Origin of the sequence: Ancylobacter dichloromethanicus, assembly GCF_018390645.1 — a bacterium.
Classification (GTDB): domain Bacteria; phylum Pseudomonadota; class Alphaproteobacteria; order Rhizobiales; family Xanthobacteraceae; genus Ancylobacter; species Ancylobacter dichloromethanicus.
Window position 1 is genome coordinate 40,138 of the sequence record NZ_JAHBGC010000064.1, and the last position, 21,502, is coordinate 61,639.

Sequence of the window (21,502 nt, forward strand, 5' to 3'; positions counted from 1 at the left end):
GTTCCCCACCAAAGCCCAGAGCTGTTTGGCGGGAACCTAGCGGAGCCGTTTCCGGAATTATTACCGAACGTTACCCGGGCCGAAGCGCCGACCGGGTCGCTCAGGTCAGCCTTACCGGCTCGCAGAGCTGGTAGCCCCAGTTCCGGATCGCCCGGATCGGGCGCGGCGCGGTGCCGCTCTGCCGCAGTTTGGTGGACAGCCGCGAAACGGTGACGTTCAGGGCATTACGGTTCAGCGCGCGGTCCACCTGCTCCAGCACCTCGATGATCTGCCAGGTTTCCAGCCGATGGTCCTGCGCCCGCGCGAAGGCGGCGAGCAGGGCGGCCTCGGATGCCGACAGGTGCGTCACCCCGCTGGGGCCGCCAAGGGTGAGGCGCCCGGTATCGACCACCAGCCCGGTCGGCGCGGCCGGCGCGGGGCGCAGGCGTCGCGACAGGGCGAGAATGGCGGCGGCCAGTTCCTCCAGCGAGACCGGCTTGGCGAGGTAGATGTCGGCGCCGCTCTCATAGCCGATCCGCTTGTCGTCGGTGCGGGTGCGGGCGGTCATCATGATGATGCCGATCTCGGGCTCGGTGGCGCGCAGCCGGCGGGCCAGGCTTATTCCGTCCTCCCCCGGCAGGTTGAGGTCGACCACGACGAGGTCGATCCGCAATGTTCGCCCCTGCTCGGCAAGGGCCTCGGCGCAATCGAAGCCGACCACGTGATGGCCCTCGCCGCGCAGCGCGTTGAGGATGGCGGCACGCAGATCGTCATTGTCCTCGACAACGGCTATGCTGAGCATGGCAACCAGAGGCTGAAGCGCGCTCTTCCCTCGCTGAATTGATACGAGACCGATCCGCCGAGCAGATCGGTGATTCCCTGCACGATATAGAGCCCGAGGCCCGAACCGCTGGTGGTGCGCGCCTGCGGCCCGCGGTGGAACTTCTCGAACAGCCGGGCCGGGTCCGGCACCCCGGTGCGCCCGCATGAATTCTCCACCGCGACCCGGATGCCGGGCGTCGCCGCGGCCCTGCCATCGGGCGGCGCGTTCTCCTCGATCAGCGCCGTGACCTCGACGGTGGAGCCTTCCGGCGAGTATTTGAGCGCGTTGTCGACGAGGTTGTGCAACGCCACGGCAACGAGCTGCTCGTCCGAATCGACGCTGGGCAGCGGGCCGGCACTCAGGGTCACGCGCCCGGATTGAGTGTTGGCGGTGACGATCGCCCGCAGCAGCGCCTCGATGTCGACCGGCTCGCGGACGACGTCGAGGCGCTGCTGTTCCATACGGTCGGCCAGGCTGCAGCGGTCGATGATGCCGGCCATGTTGCCGAAGGCGCTGTCGATCAGGCGGCGCGGCTCGCCTTCGATCTTGGCGGTGCCCACCGCCAGCCGGATGACCGAGAGCGGCGTGCGCAGTTCATGCGTCAGCATCGCCATGAAGCGGTTCTGCATGTCGAACTGCCGGCGCTGGAGTTCCAGTTCGCGGCGCGTCAGATCGAGGTTCATCTGTACCTCGATGCCGGTCCGGCGTGCCTCGCGCGAGCGCAGGGCGAGGAGGACGAACAGCGGCAGGTCGGACAGCAGGCCGTGAATGATGTTGGCGTCGAGGTTCCAGGTGGTGGCCGGCAGCAGGCCGAGCAGCGGCAGCATGGTGAAGAGCAGCGACAAGGCCTGGATCGTGTAGACGATCCCGAGCGTCCGCCGCCCCGGCGGCGCCTCGCGCCGCGTGCTCAGCGCCAGCACCGGCAGCAGCGGCACGATCAGCATGACAACATAGGCATTGAGCGCCAGCGCCTGCTGGGCCGCGCCGGCGGCGAGCAGCCCGAGCGCGACGACGGCAAGCGCCAGCAGCGTGTCCAGCATCCAGCGGGCGATGGGGTGAAGGTCGAACTGCCGGAGCAGCAGCCTGTTGGTGAGGATCGAGAACAGCGGGGTGGCGATGATGACGACGCTGGTCAGCCTGTCGACGAAACCGGGCGCGGCATGCGGGAAGATGAGCGCGCCATAGCCCATGATCAGCACGTTGTAGCTGATGAAGAACAGCTGGTTGATGGCGAAGCAGCCGACCACCGGATCGCGGCGGGCCAGAAAGTCGCTCGCCGTCCACAGCAGGATGCAGAGCAGCAGCCCGAGAATGAAGATCTCGTCGACATGGATCTGCAGATCGGCAAGCGCGGCGACCTGCGGCAGCAATGCCTCGGCATGCAGCAGCGAGGTGCTGGACGTCGACAGGCGCAGGTAATAGGTCGTCTCCGGCCCGGTCGGCCAGATGGTGAAGCCGAGCGCGACGGAGGGAAGGTCGCGTTCCAGAAAGGGGGTGCGGTCGCCGGTGACATCGCGCTTCCAGCCGCCCGGCGCGTTGGCATCGGGTTCATAGAGTTCGACCCGGTCGAGATAGGTCGGGCGGATGCGCAGCACCAGCGGCCCGCCATCGCCGGGGCGGACCGTGAGCCGCAGCCAGTGTGTGGAGGGCGTGTAGCCTCGCGCAAGGATCGGCCCCGCCGGGGCGAAGGCGCGACCGGTCACGTCCTCAATGGACAAGGTCCCCTCGGGATCTTCCAGCACGGCACGGCCGACGATGTGGTCCTGCGCCGGGGCACCGCCTTCCCGGGCAAGGGCTGCGCCACTGACGAGCAGCGCCAACAGGATGGCCAGACGGGCGAAGATCGCTTTCATGGTTCCGCTCACGGGGGACGGCCCGGTCGCCGCGCATGCCGTTGGCGTCGTATTGCGCGAGAATGGCCCCGCTGGGAAGACCATTTGCAGCCGAACGATTGCCGCGCGGCGGCTGGCACGCGCCCCGGCGCGGCAGGCCCTAGCGGTTCAGCGCGTGGATTTCGGCCAGCAGGCCGGCCGGAACCAGCACGCCGTCGGCGCTGCGGGCGCGGGCGGCGTAGCGCCGCTCGGAGGGCAGCCTTGCGCCAGGCTGCGCCTTCACCTGGGCGAACAGTTCCTCAGCCTCGGCAAGGCGCCGGCCGAGAGTCTCGCCGCCGAAGGCCGCCGGGTCGATGGCGATGAACAATTCGCCGCCGAGCGGGGGGCCGGCATCGCCGTTTTCCAGCGCCCTGGCCTGCCGGCTGGTGACATCGCCGATCAGCGGGCCGGCGATAAGCTCGACCATCAGCGACAGCGCCGAGCCCTTGTGCCCGCCGAAGGGCAGCAGGGCGCCGGCGAGCGCGGTTGCCGGGTCGGTGGTCGGCGCGCCGTCGGGACCGATCGCCCAGCCCTCGGGGAGCGGCTCGCCGGCCCGGCGCTTCAGCTCCACCTCGCCGCGCGCGGCGGCGCTGGTGGCGAAGTCGAACAGGAAGGGGCGCCCCGCGGGGCCCGGCCAGCCGAAGGCGATGGGGTTGGTGCCGAACAGCGGCGCGCTGCCGCCGGAAGGGGCGACGCAGCACTGGCCGACGGTGAAGCACCAGGCGGCGAGGCCGGCTTCGACAGCCGGCTCGATATCCGCCCACAGCGCCGAGAAATGGTAGCACTCGTGAATGGCGAGCGCGGCGATGCCGTAGGTCTTCGCCGCCTCGATCAGCGCCGGCACAGCGGTCTCGATAGCGAGCGGGGCGAAGCCGCGCCGGGCATCCACCCGCAGCACCACCGGCGTCGCCCGGGTAAGCACGGGCAGCGCCTGCCGCTCAACCTTGCCGCTGCGCACGCTGTCGACATAGCCGAGCAGCCGGTAGAGCCCGTGCGAGTGGCACTCGTCGGCCTGGGCCCGGGTGATGGAGCGGGCGATGGCGGCAGCGTGCGGCGCGCCGAGACCGGCGGCGAGCAGCGTGTCGCGGGCGAGAGCGTGCACGTCGTCGAGGCTGAGCCGCACGCTGTCGGGCCGGGGTGCGGTGGAATCGTTCACGTCATCGCCTCGCGCTGGCTGCGCTCCAGTTCGCGCAGCAGGTCCTCATGGACGGTCAGTATGTGCTGGTCGAGAAAGCCGCAGGCCGCCGCGATATCGCCCGCGCGGCTGAGGTCGGCGAGTGCGGCATGCTCGCTCACCGCGCGCTGCATGCCGGCGATGCCCATGCCAGCGACGTCGCCCAGATGCACCCGCGTGTAGCGGTCGCTGGCCTGCAGCAGGCCGTGAACGATGGTGAGCGAGCGCGGCAGGCCGGCACGCGCATAGAGCGCCATGTGGAAATCGGCGTTGATCTGGCCCCAGCGCCCGAGATCGTTCGCCGCCGTCGCCGCCACCATCTGCGCGTGCAGCGCGTCGAGCCGGGCGAAGTCGCCGGCGTCGAGGGAGGGGATGGAACGGGCGAGAAGGCGCGGCTCCAGCAGCCGGCGCAGTTCGAAGACGTCGCTTATTTCCTCGGTGGAGAGTTCGGCGACCACCGCGCCCTTCTGCGGCACGAAACGCACCAGCCCTTCCGCGTCGAGCTGGAACAGCGCCTCGCGGATCGGGATGCGGCTGACCCGGAACGCTTCGGCCAGCGCGTCCTGCCGTAGCTGGGCGCCGGCCGGATAGGTCCCGTCGAGAATCGCCTTCCGCAACTGGTCGAGGACGGCGGCCGAAAGCGTGCGGTGCTTGAGGAGAGGGTTCATTTTCGACCCGACGGACCCGAATAATCACGATGAGCATATTGACGGAGAGAATTTATAAAATCTACGATCCCGCAAAAGAGGGGAATGGGTACACATGTCGCAAACCAACGGCGTTGCCGCCGGTGGCAGGCTGTTGCGTGCCGTCACCGCGCTTTCCGAGGCTCTGCTGACGGCGGAGCGCTTCGCCATCGGCAGCCTGATGGCGCTGCTCACCGCGCTGATCCTCCTCAACGTCGTCACCCGCTACGGCGGCGCGCCGCTCTACTGGATCGACGAATCGGCGATCTTCACCGCGGTGTGGCTCACCTTCATCGGCGCCTCCGCCACCTCGCGGCTGCGGCTCGACTTCTCGATGACGCTGCTGACCGAACATCTCCCGTCCGGCCCGGCGCGGGCGATGCGCGTGGTGTCGACGCTGTGCATCCTCGGCTTCGGCCTCGCGCTGGCGGCGATGTGCTGGGTGTGGATGGACCCGGTCGGCATCGCCTCCGCAGGCTTCGATGCGCGCGAATATGGCGGGGCGACCTTCAACTTCCTCTACACCGAGCGTACCCAGACGCTGAACTGGCCGAGCTGGGTGGTCTATCTGGTGATCCCGCTGTTCGCCTTCACCCTCATCGCCCACAGCGCCGCCAACCTCATCGAGGATCTCGGCCTCGCCGCCCCGCCGGACCGCAGCCGCATCGGCCTCCACAATGCCGAGGAGGTCGCCTGATGCTGACCGGCGCCGCCTTCCTCGCCTTCCTGCTGGTGGGGGTGCCGATCGGCATCACCATCTGCCTCGCCGGCGTCGTCTTCATCCAGGCGTCCGGCAATCCGGTGCTCTACCAGAGCTTCCCGATGCAGATGTTCGGCTCGGTCGACAATTACGGGCTGATCGCGATCCCGCTGTTCATCCTCATCGGCGAGATCATGAATGGCGGCGGCATCACCCGCCAGATCATCTCGATGACCATGGCCTTCGTCGGCTCGCTGCGCGGCGGCCTCGCCTATGTGAACCTGCTGGCGAACATGTTCGTCTCGTCCATTCTCGGATCGGCCACCGCACAGGTCGCCATCATGGCGCAGATCATGGTGCCGGAGATGGAAGCGAAGGGCTACGACAAGACCTTCGCCGCCGGCCTCACCGCCTATGCCGGCATGCTCGGGCCGATCATCCCGCCCTCGATCATGTTCGTCATGTATTCGGTGCTGGCGCAGGTGCCGGTCAGCACCATGCTGGTCGCCGGGCTGATCCCCGGAATCGTGCTCACCGCGATGTTCTGCACCGTCATCGCCCTGATGGGGTACGTCTACAGCTACCCGCGCGGCGAAACCTCCAGCATGCGCGCGCGGGTCTCCACCGTGCTCGCCTGCGCCCCGACGCTGCTGATCCCCTTCGTCATCGTCGGCTCCATCCTCTCCGGCCTCGCCAACCCCACCGAATCCGCCGCCGTCGGCGCCCTCGCCGCCGTGCTGGTCGGGCGCTTCTGGACCCGCGAACTGCGCCTTTCGCAACTGCCGCGCATGTTCGTGCGGGCCGGGGTCTATTCCGGGATCGTGCTGTTCCTGGTGGCGGCCGCGGGCGTGCTGTCCTGGGTGCTGGTGTTCGCCAAGGTGCCGCAGGAAGTGGCGCTTTGGATCCAGTCCATCGCCACCGGGCCGATCAGCTTCATGCTGCTGGTCAACGTCATCCTGCTGGTGATCGGCACGGTGATCGACGGCGCGCCGGGGCTGATCATGACGGTGCCGATCCTGCTGCCCATCGCCACCGAGATCTACCACATCGACCCCGTGCAGTTCGGCGTGGTGGCGGTGATCAACCTCGTCCTCGGCTTCCTCTCCCCGCCGGTCGGCCTGTGCTTCTTCGTCGCCGCGGCGGTGACCGGGGCCAAGCCCGGCAAGATGTTCCTCGTCACCCTGCCGTTCTTCTTCGCCGCCTGCCTGCTGCTGGTGCTGCTGTCGATCTTCCCCGTCCTCTCCACTGCCCTCGTCCGCTGAACCCCTTCAAGCCGAAAGGACCGACCCGATGATCTCACGCCGTTCCCTGCTTGCCGCCGCGGCTGCCGGAGCCGCCCTGCCGCTCGCCGCCCCCGGCGTGCTGCGCGCCCAGACCCGCGATCTGCGCCTCGGCATCATCACCCCGCCGGGACACCCCTGGAACAACGCCGCGCTGAAGGTCGCCGAGGTGCTGAAGGAGAAGACCGGCGGCAAGCTGACCATGACCGTCTTCCATGCCGGCCAACTCGGCAATGAGGGCGCCATGATGCAGCAGCTTCAGACCGGCGCGCTCGACATGGCCTTCCTGCAGGCGGCCGAGGTCGGCAACCGGGTGCCCAACGTCGCCGCCATCCTCGCGCCCTATGTGATCCGTTCGACCGAGGCCGCCGCCAAACTGGTGCGCCAGCCCATCGCCATGCAGATGCTGGAGCCGCTGCCCAAGGAGACCGGCACGCTCGGCCTCGGCTGGGGCATCACCTCGATCCGCGTCGTGTTCTCGGCCAAGGAGATCGACGGCATTGCCGGCCTGAACGGCATGAAGCTGCGCATCAACACCACGCCGACCTTCCGCGACTTCTACTCGCTGCTGGGCGCCGCGCCGACCCCGATCCCGACGCCGCAAGTCTACGACGCCATGGCCAACGGCCAGGTGGACGGGCTGGAGGCCGACCTCGACTTCTCCTGGAACCAGCGCTTCGACAAGGTGTCGAAGGTACTGATGCGCATGGACGCCGTGTTCATGCCCTTCATCGCGCTGGCGTCGGGCAAGGCGTGGCAGACCCTTTCGGCCGAGGATCGCGCGCTGATCTCCGAGGCCACGAAGGAGGCGCTGGCCGTCCAGGTCGACGAGACAGTGACCAACGCCCCCAAGCTGCTCAAGGATTTCGAGGGCACCGGCATCAAGATCGTCGTGCCGCCGACCGCGGATGCGGCACCGATCATCGCCGAATACGACAAGATCTGGACCCCGAAAGCCCCGATCCTGCCGGAACTGCGCAAGGTCGGCGCCACGCTCGGCTGATCCGGGCGGAAAGGCCGGGGGCCACGGGCTCCCGGCCGCGCCTGCGGATCACCGCTGGTATCGATTTCACTCTGGTTCGTCACGGAGGCACCTCGCGGGCATTATCTCCGGTCGGCGGCATATAGTACGCCGACGCCGGGCGGTGAATCGCGGCGAGTGCGGCGGGGGTAGAGATAACGCCTGGCGTTCGATCGGAAGGACTGCGGGCAACGTCATATATGTGTCGCACACCCCACATAACAATTTGTCGATATATCCCGACGGATTGATATTTTGAGGTGTCCTGATGCGCCGTTCCCTGACCTTGATCGCCGCCGCACTGCTGACCCTGACGCTGAGCGCCCGCGCCGACCAGCTGAGCGGGGCGGGGTCGACCTTCGCCTACCCCATCATCTGGAAATGGGCGCAGGCCTATAGCGAGGTCGACGGAACGCTCGTGGACTACCAGTCGGTGGGCTCCTCGACCGGGGTAAACCGGATTCGCGAGAAGGCCGTCGATTTCGGCGCCTCCGACAAGCCCCTCAAGCCCGAGGAACTCGATCGCCTCGGTCTCGGCCAGTTTCCGATCGTGTTCGGCGGCGTGGTGCCGGTCGTCAACATTGCCGGTATCGCGCCGGGCACCATGCGGTTCACCGGCGCTGTGCTGGCGGACATCTATATGGGCAAGATCACCCGCTGGTCCGATCCCGCGCTGAAGGCCCTCAATCCGGACCTTGCCTTGCCCGACAGCCTGATCGCCGTCATCCACCGCTCGGACGGCTCCGGCACCACCTTCAACTGGGTGTCCTACCTCTCCAAGGCCAGCGCGGAATGGAAGCGGACGCTGGGCGAGGGCAATTCCGTCGCCTGGCCGGTCGGCAGCGGAGAGCGTGGCAATGAGGGCGTCTCCCTTGCCGTTCAACGGACCGCGAACGCAATCGGCTATGTCGAGTTCACCTACGTGACGCAGGCCAAGCTCTCCTACGGCCTGGTGCAGAACCGTGCCGGCCACTTCATTGCCCCGAGCGCCGCCTCGTTCCAAACGGCCGCTCTTGCCGTGGACTGGACGAAGACGCGGGATTTCTATGCCACCATCAACGATTCCGAGGCTCCTGAGGCCTACCCTATCGCCGCCACCACCTTCATATTGATGTACAGGAAGCCTGCGGATGCCGCGCGCAACCGCGCCGCCCTGTCCTTCTTCGACTTTGCGCTCGGCGCGGGCAGCGAATATGCATCGCAGCTCGGCTATGTTCCGCTGCCTGAGCCGCTTGTGCAGCAGGTGAAAAACTACTGGGCAGCGACGTTCAAGAGCGGAAGCTGACGCGAAGAGGAAGCGACACGATGCAGGGTGAGGCAAGGCCGCGTTCGTCGAAATATGTGAAGCGCCTGCTGTCGGACGAGGCGGTGGCGATGTTCGAAGCGCTGGCCCAGCCGACCCGTCTCGACGCCTTCCGCCTGCTGCTGCGCTACGCTCCCTTTGGGTTGAACGCCGGCGATGTCGCCCGCTTGCTGGCCGTGCCGCACAACACCATGTCGACCCACCTGGCCCAGTTGGAGCGGGCGGGTTTGGTGGGCTCGCGCCGCGAGGGACGGTCGATCATCTACACCGCCATATCCTCGCGGGCGGCGGCGGTGCTCGACCTGCTGCGGGACGAGTTGCCGGCGCAGGCCGATGCGGGCGCCGGCTTTCCGCGCCTGCGGCCGGACGAGCCGTCGGATCGTCGCTATAACGTGCTGCTCATCTGCTCGCACAATTCGGCGCGCTCGATCATGGCCGAGGCCGTGCTGAACCGCGAGGGTCGCGGGCGTTTCCGCGCCTTCTCCGCCGGCAGCTTGCCGCGCGGCGCGCCCCACCCGATGGCGCTCGATCTGCTGCGCGGGCTCGGCTACACCACCGACGACCTGCGTTCCAAGAGCTGGGACGAATTCGCCGACCGCGCCGTCGAGCCGATGGATTTCGTCATCACCGTCTGCGATGCCGCCGCAGGCGAGAGTTGCCCGATTTTCCCGGGTCACCCCCTGACCGCGCATTGGGGGCTCGCCGACCCCGCGGCATCGGGCGGCACCGAAGCGGAACTCAGGTCCGCCTTCATCCGCGCCTACCGGCAGATCGCCGCGCGCATGTCCGCCTTCGTCAATCTGCCGCTGGAGACCCTCGACCTCGCCACGCTCAAGGCCAGCCTCGGCGCCATCGCCATCATGGACGGCGCAACCGAGATGACACTGGCCGCCCGCGCCGCCTGATCGCGGAAGCGCTGTGATGCCTGCCGTCCCTCATCGCCGGTGGCGCCCGCCGCCGCTGATCGCCAATCCCTGACTGCGGCACGGCCTGACGCTGGGCGCGGCGCTCTATCTGGCGCTCGCGCTGGGAACCATCGACGTCAACTGGGCGCGCGTCATCGAGGGGCTCGATCGCGGCGGGCGGTTCATCGCAGGCTTTCTCCAGCCCAATTTCTCCGCGCGCTGGGACGACATCGTCCAGGGCATGATCGAGAGCCTGACCATGACGGTGACATCCACCGTCGCGGTCATCGCCATTTCGATCCCCATCGGCATCGTCGGCGGGAGCCCCGAAACGGCCGGGTTTCGCGCGAGGTACTCGATCGGCATCTCCGTGAGCACCCGCATGTTCCGCGTGGGATGCCGACCCGGCGGGCGGGCGACACAGGCGGCCCCGGGGGATGTCCCATTCGGCGTCGTTAATTCTGCGACACAGCTTGCCTGACTACGGCACTACCGCATCGTTCGAGGGAACGGCAAGTTCCGGCCGGGCGACGCGGCCCGCCGGTGCCGCGTCGGTCAAACCATTGCCATTCATCACGGCTTTTCCGCCGGGCGTCGCGTGCGCGGCGGAGCCACCCCGATGTCGCGCCAGGAGAACATGCCATGGGCTTTGTCACGACCGATGACGACGTACAGATTTTCTACAAGGACTGGGGTCCCAGGGACGCCCAGCCGATCGTCTTCCACCATGGCTGGCCGCTCAGTTCCGACGACTGGGACGCGCAGATGCTGTTCTTCCTGTCGAAGGGCTATCGTGTCGTCGCGCATGACAGGCGCGGCCACGGACGCTCGGAGCAGGTCGCCGAGGGTCACGACATCGATCACTACGCCGCCGACGCCTTTGCCGTCGCCAAGGCGCTCGACCTGAAGAACGCGGTTCACGTCGGCCATTCCACCGGTGGTGGCGAAGTGGCGCGTTATGTGGCCAAGTTCGGCGAGCCGGCGGGCCGGGTGGCCAAGGCCGTTCTCGTCTCCGCCATCCCGCCGCTGATGCTGAAGACCGACGACAACCCCGAAGGAACGCCCTTGGAGGTCTTCGACGGCTTCCGGACGGCGCTGGCCGGCAACCGCGCGCAGTTCTTCCGCGACGTCCCCTCGGGCCCGTTCTACGGCTTCAACCGCGAGGGCGCGACGGTCCATGAAGGGGTGATCCAGAACTGGTGGCGGCAGGGCATGATGGGGAGCGCCAAGGCGCACTATGACGGCATCAAGGCCTTCTCGGAAACCGACCAGACCGAGGACCTCAAGGCAATCACCGTGCCGACGCTGGTGCTGCATGGCGAGGACGATCAGGTCGTTCCGATCGCCGCCGCGGCCCTGAAGGCGGTCAAGCTGCTGCCGAATGGCTCGCTGAAGACCTATCCCGGTTTCTCGCACGGGATGCTGACGGTGAATGCTGACGTGCTGAACGCCGACCTTCTGACGTTCGTCACGAGCTGAAGTCGCGGCGGGCGCGCCGCCACGTCTGCGCCCCATTCAGCTTTCGTCGGCGGCATAGCCGCCGGCGAAAGCATTGCGGGCTGGGCCAGCAGGTGACGAGCTTCGATCTCGCCGGGTCCCACGCGGAGTTGCGCGCCGTTGCCGCCAGCCGGGCCTGGCCCGTGCTGGATGGGCTCGGCATGGCCGCCCGTGACCATGAATCCCGCCGAATATGAACGCGCGGAGGTTCCAGCCCAAGGGGCAGCGCGTGGGCCCATCATCCCAGCGAAAGAGCCGGCGCCAGCAACGGTCTCGCCCCGTTGCCGTCGTCCATTCCGTCAGGCGGTGAGGGCTCCCGCCAACAAGAACCCGGTCATTTCACCTAGAATCGGTAGTTGAGGCCGATCTTGATCGCTTGGAACGCGGCCGAGTTCGAGGCGTCGCGGCCATCGGCGATGGTGGAGGTGCCGATCACGTCCTCGTAGACGGGCTGTTCGACCAGATCGCACCACCGGCCCCCGACAGCGGCGCAGCCCGCCGGATTTCGGACCTGCTCGGTGGTGCCGACCTGCTTCGGATAGGTCTTGGTCACGCCCGAGCGCGCCTTCCAGAACATGAAGCTGTCGGCATCGAAGCCGGCGAAGGAATACTCGGCCTTGACCGACCACCGGTCGTCGATGGCGTATTCCGCCCCGGCGCCGAAGGTGAAGCCGGTCCGGGTCAGCTTCGCCGTCTCGGAGAAGCTGATTTCCGTCCGGTTCCCGCCGGGATTGTCCGCGTGCGCATAGTCCGAGATGTACTGCGTCCGCTCCTCCGACTCGCGCAGGAAAGCGAGGCCGGCGGTGCCGTAGAGGAGCCACTGGTCGTTCAGGGCATAGCCGAGCTTGGCGCGTACGGTGGTCAGCCAGTCGAAGGAATAGTCGGTCTGCGCTTCCGGCATGCGGTAGGCGATCAGGCTGGCCCCCTCGGTGGCGTCGAGCAGGCTGGAACTGCCACTGTTGAGATAGCTGAAATCCGCCTCGACGCCGAGCACGACATTATTGGCCAACTGGTAGTTATAACCGACCTGCCCGCCCCAAAGGCCGCCGCTGAAGTTCTCATTCGCCGACTCGCTAAAGGCCCTCGGGGCATAGCTTCCATCCGCCAGCGTCGTGGTGCCGTCGACCGAAGCGAAGCCGTAGCCGAAGGAGCCGCCGGCATAGAGCCCGGTCCAGCGCTCGCCATTCGCGCGCAGGCCGAAGGGGAGCGGCGCGATCGGCTCGTCGCTGCCGAAAGTGCCGGTGAGTGTGGCCATGAAGGTGCGCCCCGGGGCTGGCATGTCGGTGTTGTTGAGGGCGTCGACATAATAGGTGTCGAGCAGGTTCTGCACGCTGACATCGAGGGTGAGGTGGCTGTTCAGCTTCCACTGGGCGAAGGCATCGACAACCGTGTAGGGCTCCCAAACCTTCGTCACCCAGACGAAGAACCCGCCATCCTCCGCCACCGGGACCAGCCGCTCGCTCATGTAGGTGACACGCCCGCCCAGCGTCAGCCGCTCGTCGAAGAAGCGGGCGCCGGCCGTCAGCGAGGCGGTGAAGCGGGGCGGAATCTGGTTGGTGAGATAGTCGGCCGAGAGCGTGTAGTCGGTGCAGACCCCGTTCTGCTGGCAGGCCTCGAAATCGGTGTAGTAGTTGATTCCGAAGTCGGCGAAGATCCGACCCGTATCGTAGCGTCCGGAAAATTCTACGCCCTTGAAGCGGACGTAGTCATAATTGAACAGACCCATATAGCCGGTGAATTCGCGGCCGACATAATTGTTCGTGGTGTTGTCGAAATAGGCCAGCTTCAGCCGCAGCTTGTCGCCCGCCAGCAGCACGTCGTCGCGCAGCAGGTTGGTGCCGAACTCCCAGTTGCTTGCCTCTTCCGCCTCCAGATTGGGGTTGAATATCTGGTCGCTGCGAGTCTGGCTGGTCTCGCGCACGCTTAGCGGGCGGATACCGCTCTGGTACTGGCCATAGATCTGCCAGCCTTCGAGGGGAGTGACCACGACGCTCGCACTGGGGCTGAAGCCGTCGCCGGAATAGCCGGTGAATGGGTCGCCGGGCGTATTGTAGGTGGTGACGCCGTTGAAGGACGTGTTGTAGGCAAGGTACTCCACTCCGGCGCCCAGTTCGAGCCAGGAGGTGGGCTCCCATTTCACCCGCGCGAACAGCGAGCCGACCTCCCGCTCGCCATTGGCCGGAATGGCCCAGAGCGCGACATCGGAGAATTCATAGGTCTCCGTCGGTCGGGCGTTCTCGTAGACATAGGAGCCGCCATAGCTCAACGCGACCGGCATGCCCGCCACCGCAAAGCGCGACGTGTTGCTCGCATTCACGCCGACATTCTGCGACTGCTGGTCGAGTTCCTCAACCTTGCCGAGCGACATGAAGACGTTGGTCTCGTCCGTGTTCGAGACATAGGCGTCCAGCCTGAAATCGACGAGGTCGGTGCTGGTCGGCGTGTAATGATAGCGCAGCGTCGCCTGGTTGATCGCCACGGAGGAAAGCGGCAGCTGGCTCGTGACCCCATTGCCCGCCGTGATGATGGAGGGCGACACTTCGCCGAACTCATTGCCGTAGTAGAGATAGCCGATCTGCAATTGCTGCTCGTCGGTGGGGCGGAAGGTGGCCTTGAGCAGCGCCGACGTCACGTCCTCGGAGGTGTTGTAGACCAGCTGGCCATGGCCGTAATTCGACAGCGGCACCTCATCACCGAGATAGTCGGTCGTCGTCAGTGAACCCTGTGTGCCGGCATAATAGTTGCCGCTCTTGCGCCGGACGACGGCGCCGATGACGTCCACATTGTCCTCGCGCACCGCCACGGCGAAGCTGCCACTGGTGATGTCCGCTCCGTCCGGGTCGCCGAACACCGGCTCGCCCGCCCCGATCACCGGGGCGATCGAATTGGTGGCAAGTCCGGCACGCGCCCGCACGCCCCAGCGCTCGCCGGCCTGGAGGATGTCCTCGACGTTCAGCGTCTCCATGGCGATGGTGCCGCCGATGGCGCCGGCGACGGCCCCGTCCGGCCCCTTGGTGATGGTGACGCCGGAAATGAGGTCGGGGTCGACATAGGTGCGGCTGTCGATGCCGGAATAGCCGCGATAGCTCGACGTCGATTGCTGCGAGCCGTCAATGGTGGTGGCGACGCGGTTCTGGCCCTGCAGGCCGCGAATGTTGGGGTCGATCGAGGCGCCGTTATTGCCGCCGCCGGAAATGACACCGGGCGTACCCTGGAACAGTGCGCCGGCGGTCTGCGGCGGAAAGCGCTCGATTTCCTCGGCGGAGATGAAATTGGTCGAGCCCGCCGTCTCGAACGGCAGGTCGACGGCCGAGCGGGCGCCGGAGACGTCGATGGCGTCGAGCGCTATGGCGTCGTCGGCATCGACCGCCGCTCCGGCGGGGGCCAGATCTTCGCCCGGCACCATGATCGTAACCGCATTGGCACCGACGAAGCGCCAGCGGATCCCCGTTCCTGCCAGCATCAGTCGCAGGGCCTCTTCGGGCGCAAAGGTGCCGTTCACCGGCCGCGACATGATGTCGTAGGCCTTGGCGCCGGAGTAGAGCACCTGGAGGCCGGCACGTACCGAGAGATCGGCGAGGGCGCGCGGCACCGGCATGGAGTCGATGGAGAAGGCGACGCTCGGGCGGCTGCCTTGCGCGGACACGTACGACGTGCCGAGGGGAAACGGCGCGAGCGCGGTTCCCGCCAATAGGCAAAGGGTGAGCAGGCGCAGGCGTCGGGTCGACTTCGTCCTCATGGTCCGTCCCACATGTTCTGCCCGAACCGCAAGGGGCGGCTTCGGCGAGATCCTCAGTGGGTATGACGAGCGCCGGACGCGGGCTCCCCCAGTTCGCGCCGGAAAAATCAGCGCAGCATGATCAGCGCATCGGTCAGGCGCAGCGAAGAGATGCCGAGCGTCGCCTCGATGATGTCGATGACGGCGGCGGGATCGCGCGTGTCGAACACGCCGGTCACAGGCAGCGCCCGCACGCGCTCGCTCAGGATGAGGATGCGCCCGCGCTGGTAGCGGTTCAGTTCCGCGATCACCTCGCCGAGCGAGGCACGGAAAAAGACCATCTTGCCGAGCCGCCAGGCCGTACCGGCCCCCGCCTCGAACGGCCGGACCTGCCCGAGGCCGCGCGGGGTGATGGCGCCTTCCTCGCCGGGGGCAAGGGCGAGGAAGGCATCGGGCTGAGCGCTCGCGGTCAGCCGGACGGCCCCCTGAACGACGCCGACCTCCGTGACATCATCGCGCACACGCACATTGAAGCGCGTGCCGGTGACACGCACATCGCCCTCCCCCGTATGCACCAGGAAAGGGCGTTGCGGATCATGGGCGACCTCAAAGTAGGCCTCGCCTCGAAAAAGCCGGACGCGGCGCTGCCCGGCGTCGAAATCGACCGCCAGAGCGGTGTCGGTGTTCAGCTCGACCCGCGAGCCATCAGCCAGCTCGACAGACTGCCGCTCGCCAATGGCGGCAACATGGTCCGCCCGCAGATCGTCCAGCCCGCCCCGGCGTGCCCATTCGGCGCCTGCGAGCGCCAGAAACAGCAGCATCCCGACGGCCATCCCGCGCGCCAGACGACGACGTGGCGCGGCGCTCTGGACCAGTGCCTCGATAGCGGCGTCGTCACGACGGCCGCCGGGCGCGCCGGCCATCGCCCTCCACAGGCGATCTGCCTGCTCATAGGCCTCGAAATGGTTCGGACCGGCGGCGAGCCAGGCCTGAAAGGCTTCATGCGTCTGCGCATCGGCATCGGGTTCGCGCAGTCGCGCATGCCACCGGCTCGCCGCCTCGAAAGCGGCATCGGCTCGCGTGAGCGGGTCGGGGCGGGGCCGGGGAGCCGTCATGAATCAACCATCCGCGATCGAACAGGCGGGCCGAACGTCGCCCATGGATATAGACGAGGCCGCGAGGTTCCGTCCCCCGGTTCCAAGATCGGTCGCCCGGGTCAGAGCGGCCGTCCGGCCGCGCGAAGGGCCTGGCGGCACTGCGTCATGGCCCGCGCGATGTGCTTCTCCACCGTCTTCTCGGACAGGCCGAGACGGGCGGCGATTTCCCTCATGGTCAAGCCGTGATCGCGCGACAGGAGAAAGACGACCCGGCATTTCGGCGGCAACTGGTCGACGGTGCGGCGCAGCAGTGCCAGTTCCTGCACGCCCTGAAGCGTCTCGTCCGGCAGCGGCGCGGTGCAGGCGACCTCGCAGTCGGAAAGATCGCTGCCGCAGAGGTAGCGCGCCCGTGCCCGCTCGCGCCGCAAATGGTCGAGCGCCATATTGGTGGCGCAGCGGGCGAGATAGGCCTGCTTGTTCTCTGCATCGGCAAAGGCGCTGCCTCGCAGCAAGCCGACAAACACATCCTGGACCAGATCCTCCGCCGTGTTCGGGCTGCCAACCAGACGGCGCATCGCCCGCATCAAGCGTTCATGCTCGGTGCGAAACAGAAAGCCGAGATCGGTGGCAAGCGCTAGCACGGGCACCCCCTTGGTTCGCGAAGAGCGCACGCACTCCGCTCGCCATCTCTACAAAAGGTATCATTATTCAGCAATATCAATAGTTTAGAGATGATACAGTGTAAAACTGGGGAAGCCGGCGCGGCGCCGGTCCCACGCCCCGCGGAATGGCCGTCCCACCACACTTGTGCGCCGATTTCTCAAATAAAAATGGCAGTCAATAAAGTAACTTCGGATAAATTGCGAATATTATGCAAATTTGTTAATTTATATATATTCTCGTTAACGGTTTATGCTTTACGTTACTACAAGTAGATACCCCCCCTAATCGATGCAGAAAAATGGCAGGTTGCGCGCTGTTCGTGACCGAGCAGGTCTCGCTCATGCGCTTCTTTCGCCGCGCGACAGGGTCGAGCAGCCTCGCCGGGGGACATGGCGCAGGAAGCGTTTCTCCGCCGCGCCCCGGCGGGTGTCCCGCAATATCGCAATGGACTGGCAGCGGCTGGAGCGTCGGCTCGGCCAGGGCGACGTCGGCAACCTTCTGGATGTGCCGGACGAGGCGGCGGACCCCGAGGCGCGATTGATCGCCAAGAACCCACGCCGCGAACATTGGCCAAGCTGCGTACGGAGACCGGCGAGTATCACCGCGATCACCTTCGAGCGCTGGCCCAGCGCGTCGAGGTAATGAGCAAATCGGAGATTCGGCTGATGGGAAACAAATCGGACCTTCTGCGCGCCCTTGCCGCCGCATCAAGCACAGGAGCGGCGGCGAACGGCGTTCGCGGTTTTGTACCGAAGTGGCGCGCCCGAAGAGATTCGAACTCCTGACCCCCAGATTCGTAGTCTGGTGCTCTATCCAGCTGAGCTACGGGCGCCCGGCTTCCGACCGGCTGGCGGAGGAAGCCTTGGTCGCGACTGGCATCGCCAACCGCGAGGGCCCGTCTGCTACCCCGTTTGCGCGCGCATTGCAAGACGTCGCGACGACGAAGCGCGCTTTCCACAGGCTATCGACCGCGGAAGGCGCTTCGGGCCCGGCGGGCGAAGCCGCGTCGCCGGCCGGCCCCCGGGCGCTGCCGTCAGTGACGGCTGCCGCCCTCGAAACGCCGGTTTATGGGCGCCGATCCGGCACCTCGCCGTCGTCGCGCCGCTGGCCCCGCCGATCCGATCCCGTCCTCACCGGACCTCGAACGGCATGTTGGCGGTGGCGGCCGCGCCCTGGCCGTCCCGCACCTCGACGAACAGGCGATAATGCCCCGGCGCGAGGCCAGACACCCGCGCACCGGTGGGGCCGCTCTGGCGCACCGCGTCGGGATAAAGCTCAGGCACCGCTTCGGGGTCGCCACCAACGCCGCGGCCCGTGCTTTCTGCCATCACCAGCCAGCGCACCTCCATCAGGTCGCTGCCCGGTTCTACCGCGTCGAGCGTGAACGAGCCTTCCTGTTCCGCCGCCCAGGAGGCGTAGGGGGCGCTGGGGTCGGTGGCGACGCGCAGCGTGTCGATGCGTGGCGCCTGGTTGCCGCCCGGCGCCTGCCCGCCCCAGGCCTCCGCCATCGCCTCCGCCGCCTCCAGCCAGGCGCCGTCCGGCAGCAGCAGACTGTGCCAGGTCGGCGTCACCTCCTGCTTCTGGCCCCAGAGGAAGAGAATGGCGCCGACCTGCGCCTCCTCCAGAGCCGTGAGATAGCGCCGCAGCTGGATCGCCTTCTGGCTCGAGCTGGGCTCGAAGGGCGCCCCCCACGGCGTGCGCGCGGCCTGCCACTGGCCGAGCGCGCCGAGCTCGGTGACGATGATCGGCCCGTCCCAGCCCTGCTTGCGGGACCGCTCGGCCACCGTATAGAGCGCGTCGCCATAGGAATTGAGACCGAGCACCGTGACGCTCGGCGCCGCCCGGCGCAGCTTCTCCACCTTGTCGGTGCCGGTCTCCGCCAGCACGGCGAGCGACGGATGGGCAGGATCGACCCGGGCGACCATGGCGGCCACCTCCTCGATCACCGGCCAGACCGGCGTGTCGTCGGCAAGCTCGACCTCCACCTCATTGCCGATGCCCCACATCAACAGCGCGGGATGCTCGCGATAGCGGGTCACCACCGCCTCCAGCTCGGCCAGCTGGCGGGCACGGAAGGCCGCATCGGCGTAGTCGGCGCCCTGCCGGGGCTGGCCAACCCACAGGCCGGCGATCACCTTGAGGCCGAGTAGGCCGGCCTCGTCGAGCAGCGGGCCGGGGTCTTCGCCATAGCTGCGCACCGTGGTGGCGCCGAGCCCGGGCAGCAGCGCCAGCGGTCCGTCGCCGGCGACGCCGCGCACCGCGAAGGGCTGCCCGTCGACGCGAATCCCGCGCCCGGCCACGGTGACGGTCACCGGGCGGGCATCGGGCGAGCCAGGAAGCACGGGCGTGGCGAGATCGGACTGGGCGCGGGTGGCGGAAGCGGACATCAGGGGCACCGAGGCCGCCAGCGCGGCCAGCACGGTCCGCCGGCTGATGGTGATCTGCCCGCGCGTCCCCACGGCTTTGCGACCTTTATGCAAATTGCGTCCTCTCTCTAAATGAGCCTCCGGCCTCCCGCGCTCAGCCATGCGAGCGCAGGGCCCGGTGCGCGTCGAGGTCGACCGGCCGGTCCGGCAGGCGCAGCTGGAAGGTGGCGCCGATGGTGCCCGGCACCAGTTGGAGATCGCCGCCATGCGCCTGCATCAGTTCGGCGGCGATGGCGAGGCCGAGCCCGGTGCCCCCCCGGCTCACCGATCCCTGGAACGCCTCGAACAGATGCTCGCGCGCCCGTTCGGGCACGCCGGGGCCGGTATCGGCCAGCTCGATCACGACGATGGCGCCCTCGCGGCGGCCGGTGATGCGGATCTGGTCGCGGGCGACATCGTTGGGCGCGCGCGCCCCCAGAGCCTCGACGGCGTTGCGGCAGAGATTGAGCAGCACGCGGAAAAGCTGGTCGGGGTCGGCGTCCACCATCAGGTCGCGGTCGATCGACTCGACAAAGCCGATGCCGGCGCCGTCCTCGCCTACAGTGAGGCCCAGCGTGTCGCGCACCTCGGCCACCAGCGGGGCGAGCGCCACCATGCGGCGCTCGGGCGGGGGCTCCTGCGCCTTGCCATAGGCCAGCGTGTGCTCGCAATAGGCGATGGCGCGGTCGAGCGCCGCCTCCAGCTTGGGCGCGAAGCGCTGCACCGCTGGATCGCGAATGTCGGCGAGGCGGTCCGAGATGAGCTGCACCGAGGCGAGAAGGTTGCGCAGGTCGTGGTTGATCTTCGACACGGCGAGGCCGAGCGCGGCCAGATGGCTCTTCTGCTGCAGCGTCTCGGCGATCTGCCGCTGCATGGCGGTCAGCTCGCGTTCGGCCTGGCCGATCTCGTCGAGGCGGCGGCCCGGCTCGTCCTCCGGCACGGGCAGGGCCGGATTGGTGCGGAACGCCACCATGCGGCGGGTGAGACGGCTCATCGGCCGCACGAACATCCAGGCGAGGCCGAGATAGACCAGCGCCCCGGTGAGCGCGGCGATGACCAGCGATACCAGCAGCAAATTACCGGTGAAGCGCAGCATCGCCTTGCGCAGCGGCGTCTCGCTGATGACGATCTCGACGAAACCACCGCCGCGCGGCGGGGTACCGACGGCGCGGATCACCCGGCCGTCCGGCGACAGCAGCGTGTCGAACGCCTCGCGCACCGCCTGCCACGGCCCGACATCGCGCACGTCGGCGTGGTGGTCGACCTCCGGCGGCATGTCGGAGGAAGCGAGCAGCCGGCGCGTATTGTCGCGCTTCAGCGCCACGGTGATGGCGCCGACGCTGCGCAGCAATTCCTGGGTCAACTCAGGCGAGATCATGCCGTCCGGCGCGGCGTCGAGCACCAAGGCTGCGGTACGGGCCGAGGCCAGCCGGTCGGACAGCCAGTTGAGCCGGAACGCCGCCACCGCCGGCACCAGGATCAGCACTTCCGCCAGCAGCACGAAAGCAAGGGTAAACGCCAGCAGCTTGCCGGAAAGGCCGAGATGGAAACCCCGCCTCCCCGGCAGGGGCGTGCCCCAGGCGCCGGACCCGCCCGCAGCCGCCGCCTCGGCAGGCACGGCCGGCGCCGGCCCGGTCACCAGACGCGCGGCTTCCTCCCCCACCCGCACGGGGGGGGCGGTGGCGACATCGGTTCCGGCTCCCGAACGCTTCTCCATCCCAACCTGCTCTTGGCCAGCCCGATCTCGCGCCCCTTCCGGCGGCAAGCGACCGGCCTATCGGATTCAATGATTACGGCAGGGAAACGACGCCGGATCAGGATGGCGCAATGCCCGCCCGATCTCCGCCCGCGCCGTTTCCGCCTCCCCTGCCCTATCACATTCATGTAAGGCGCCCTGGTCATCCTGCCAGAGGCGACAGGCGGCGCGGAGCGGGTACCGGCGGGCGGCCGTGCGAATCCGGCATGGGCGATGCGGCGGACGTGGTGATCCGACCTAGGCGCGGCGCATGATAGATTGTGCGTGCATAGTCCCGCGTGCCTCGCCCGGGCGCATTGACTTGGGCAAGAGTGCCCCCTATAAGCCGCCCAACCACGGCTGCCTCGCCGTCGGGCCGCTCCCCGCATCTGCGTCCTTCACCACGGCTGGTTCCGTGGTGCGCCGGAACGGGAAGCTTTCCGGCACAGGCAGCATATCGAACAAGAGCGGAGAAAGACCCGTGAAGCGCACTTATCAACCGAGCAAGCTCGTGCGCGCCCGCCGGCACGGCTTCCGTGCGCGCATGGCGACCCGCACCGGCCGCAAGATCATCAATCTGCGCCGTGCCCATGGCCGCAAGCGCCTGTCGGCCTGACCTCGCCTTTCGACCCCACATGGCTGGGG

At 67.7% G+C, this 21,502-nt stretch carries 17 protein-coding genes and 1 tRNA gene; 7 read left to right on the forward strand and 11 right to left on the reverse strand.

Annotated features, from left to right (window positions below):
- Window positions 1–100: 100 nt before the first annotated feature.
- From KHC23_RS23815 to KHC23_RS23830, 4 genes are all read right to left on the reverse strand, one after another.
- Window positions 101–781 (reverse strand): response regulator transcription factor, encoded by a 681-nt coding sequence (locus tag KHC23_RS23815; protein WP_213376195.1) that lies wholly within the window; start codon window positions 779–781, stop codon window positions 101–103.
- Window positions 769–2,655: a sensor histidine kinase gene (locus KHC23_RS23820; RefSeq protein WP_246544923.1), complete on the reverse strand. Its 1,887-nt coding sequence runs from the start codon at window positions 2,653–2,655 to the stop codon at window positions 769–771. The genes KHC23_RS23815 and KHC23_RS23820 overlap by 13 nt, the downstream gene beginning before the upstream one ends.
- A gap of 139 nt (window positions 2,656–2,794) precedes the next feature.
- Window positions 2,795–3,829, reverse strand: a complete 1,035-nt coding sequence (locus KHC23_RS23825) for an Ldh family oxidoreductase (protein WP_213376197.1) — start codon at window positions 3,827–3,829, stop codon at window positions 2,795–2,797.
- The gene (locus KHC23_RS23830) at window positions 3,826–4,515 is read right to left on the reverse strand and encodes a GntR family transcriptional regulator (protein ID WP_213376198.1); all 690 of its coding nucleotides are present in this window, start codon (window positions 4,513–4,515) and stop codon (window positions 3,826–3,828) included. Before KHC23_RS23830 ends, KHC23_RS23825 begins: the two co-directional genes overlap by 4 nt.
- Window positions 4,516–4,609: 94 nt before the next feature.
- Between KHC23_RS23830 and KHC23_RS23835 the strand changes: the two genes are divergently transcribed.
- The 5 genes from KHC23_RS23835 (at window position 4,610) to KHC23_RS23855 (ending at window position 9,742) form a co-directional block, all read left to right on the forward strand.
- Window positions 4,610–5,230 (forward strand): TRAP transporter small permease, encoded by a 621-nt coding sequence (locus tag KHC23_RS23835; RefSeq protein ID WP_213376199.1) that lies wholly within the window; start codon window positions 4,610–4,612, stop codon window positions 5,228–5,230.
- A complete protein-coding gene (locus KHC23_RS23840) occupies window positions 5,230–6,495 on the forward strand; it encodes a TRAP transporter large permease (protein WP_213376200.1) in 1,266 nt (421 codons plus the stop codon). Before KHC23_RS23835 ends, KHC23_RS23840 begins: the two co-directional genes overlap by 1 nt.
- 28 nt (window positions 6,496–6,523) lie before the next feature.
- On the forward strand, window positions 6,524–7,516 hold the full coding sequence (locus KHC23_RS23845) for a TRAP transporter substrate-binding protein (protein WP_213376201.1): 993 nt from the start codon (window positions 6,524–6,526) through the stop codon (window positions 7,514–7,516).
- 286 nt (window positions 7,517–7,802) lie between these two features.
- The gene (gene pstS / locus KHC23_RS23850) at window positions 7,803–8,819 is read left to right on the forward strand and encodes a phosphate ABC transporter substrate-binding protein PstS (protein ID WP_213376202.1); all 1,017 of its coding nucleotides are present in this window, start codon (window positions 7,803–7,805) and stop codon (window positions 8,817–8,819) included.
- Between the two features lie 20 nt (window positions 8,820–8,839).
- Complete coding sequence (locus KHC23_RS23855; protein ID WP_213376203.1) at window positions 8,840–9,742, forward strand: metalloregulator ArsR/SmtB family transcription factor; 903 nt, start codon at window positions 8,840–8,842, stop codon at window positions 9,740–9,742.
- 105 nt (window positions 9,743–9,847) lie between these two features.
- Here the strand turns inward: KHC23_RS23855 and KHC23_RS23860 are convergent, their stop codons facing one another.
- Window positions 9,848–10,126, reverse strand: coding sequence for a hypothetical protein (locus KHC23_RS23860; RefSeq protein ID WP_213376204.1), 279 nt, complete (start codon window positions 10,124–10,126; stop codon window positions 9,848–9,850).
- A gap of 258 nt (window positions 10,127–10,384) precedes the next feature.
- Between KHC23_RS23860 and KHC23_RS23865 the strand changes: the two genes are divergently transcribed.
- The gene (locus KHC23_RS23865) at window positions 10,385–11,221 is read left to right on the forward strand and encodes an alpha/beta fold hydrolase (protein ID WP_213376205.1); all 837 of its coding nucleotides are present in this window, start codon (window positions 10,385–10,387) and stop codon (window positions 11,219–11,221) included.
- Between the two features lie 361 nt (window positions 11,222–11,582).
- Here KHC23_RS23865 and KHC23_RS23870 read toward each other — a convergent pair whose 3' ends face one another.
- The 6 genes from KHC23_RS23870 to KHC23_RS23895 form a co-directional block, all read right to left on the reverse strand.
- Window positions 11,583–14,978 (reverse strand): TonB-dependent receptor domain-containing protein, encoded by a 3,396-nt coding sequence (locus KHC23_RS23870; protein WP_246544925.1) that lies wholly within the window; start codon window positions 14,976–14,978, stop codon window positions 11,583–11,585.
- A gap of 107 nt (window positions 14,979–15,085) precedes the next feature.
- Complete coding sequence (locus KHC23_RS23875; RefSeq protein WP_213376206.1) at window positions 15,086–16,072, reverse strand: FecR family protein; 987 nt, start codon at window positions 16,070–16,072, stop codon at window positions 15,086–15,088.
- 101 nt (window positions 16,073–16,173) lie between these two features.
- The gene (locus tag KHC23_RS23880) at window positions 16,174–16,695 is read right to left on the reverse strand and encodes an RNA polymerase sigma factor (protein WP_271188704.1); all 522 of its coding nucleotides are present in this window, start codon (window positions 16,693–16,695) and stop codon (window positions 16,174–16,176) included.
- A 777-nt stretch (window positions 16,696–17,472) separates the two neighbouring features.
- Window positions 17,473–17,549, reverse strand: a tRNA-Arg gene (locus tag KHC23_RS23885).
- A 298-nt stretch (window positions 17,550–17,847) separates the two neighbouring features.
- Window positions 17,848–19,176, reverse strand: a complete 1,329-nt coding sequence (locus tag KHC23_RS23890) for a glycoside hydrolase 5 family protein (RefSeq protein ID WP_271188705.1) — start codon at window positions 19,174–19,176, stop codon at window positions 17,848–17,850.
- A gap of 61 nt (window positions 19,177–19,237) precedes the next feature.
- A complete protein-coding gene (locus KHC23_RS23895) occupies window positions 19,238–20,839 on the reverse strand; it encodes a sensor histidine kinase (protein ID WP_246544927.1) in 1,602 nt (533 codons plus the stop codon).
- Between the two features lie 499 nt (window positions 20,840–21,338).
- Here KHC23_RS23895 and rpmH point away from each other — a divergent pair, with 499 nt between their 5' ends.
- Window positions 21,339–21,473, forward strand: coding sequence for a 50S ribosomal protein L34 (gene rpmH, locus KHC23_RS23900; RefSeq protein WP_018389439.1), 135 nt, complete (start codon window positions 21,339–21,341; stop codon window positions 21,471–21,473).
- Window positions 21,474–21,502 lie beyond the last annotated feature (29 nt).

Excerpts from the sequence above, each read along its gene's own strand:
- KHC23_RS23815 (WP_213376195.1), bottom strand. The coding sequence starts at position 781 with ATGCTCAGCATAGCCGTTGTCGAGGACAATGACGATCTGCGTGCCGCC.
- KHC23_RS23820 (WP_246544923.1), bottom strand. The coding sequence starts at position 2,655 with ATGAAAGCGATCTTCGCCCGTCTGGCCATCCTGTTGGCGCTGCTCGTC.
- KHC23_RS23830 (WP_213376198.1), bottom strand. The coding sequence starts at position 4,515 with ATGAACCCTCTCCTCAAGCACCGCACGCTTTCGGCCGCCGTCCTCGAC.
- KHC23_RS23835 (WP_213376199.1), top strand. The coding sequence starts at position 4,610 with ATGTCGCAAACCAACGGCGTTGCCGCCGGTGGCAGGCTGTTGCGTGCC.
- KHC23_RS23840 (WP_213376200.1), top strand. The coding sequence starts at position 5,230 with ATGCTGACCGGCGCCGCCTTCCTCGCCTTCCTGCTGGTGGGGGTGCCG.
- KHC23_RS23845 (WP_213376201.1), top strand. The coding sequence starts at position 6,524 with ATGATCTCACGCCGTTCCCTGCTTGCCGCCGCGGCTGCCGGAGCCGCC.
- pstS (WP_213376202.1), top strand. The coding sequence starts at position 7,803 with ATGCGCCGTTCCCTGACCTTGATCGCCGCCGCACTGCTGACCCTGACG.
- KHC23_RS23855 (WP_213376203.1), top strand. The coding sequence starts at position 8,840 with ATGCAGGGTGAGGCAAGGCCGCGTTCGTCGAAATATGTGAAGCGCCTG.
- KHC23_RS23860 (WP_213376204.1), bottom strand. The coding sequence starts at position 10,126 with ATGCGGGTGCTCACGGAGATGCCGATCGAGTACCTCGCGCGAAACCCG.
- KHC23_RS23865 (WP_213376205.1), top strand. The coding sequence starts at position 10,385 with ATGGGCTTTGTCACGACCGATGACGACGTACAGATTTTCTACAAGGAC.
- KHC23_RS23870 (WP_246544925.1), bottom strand. The coding sequence starts at position 14,978 with ATGAGGACGAAGTCGACCCGACGCCTGCGCCTGCTCACCCTTTGCCTA.
- KHC23_RS23875 (WP_213376206.1), bottom strand. The coding sequence starts at position 16,072 with ATGACGGCTCCCCGGCCCCGCCCCGACCCGCTCACGCGAGCCGATGCC.
- KHC23_RS23895 (WP_246544927.1), bottom strand. The coding sequence starts at position 20,839 with ATGGAGAAGCGTTCGGGAGCCGGAACCGATGTCGCCACCGCCCCCCCC.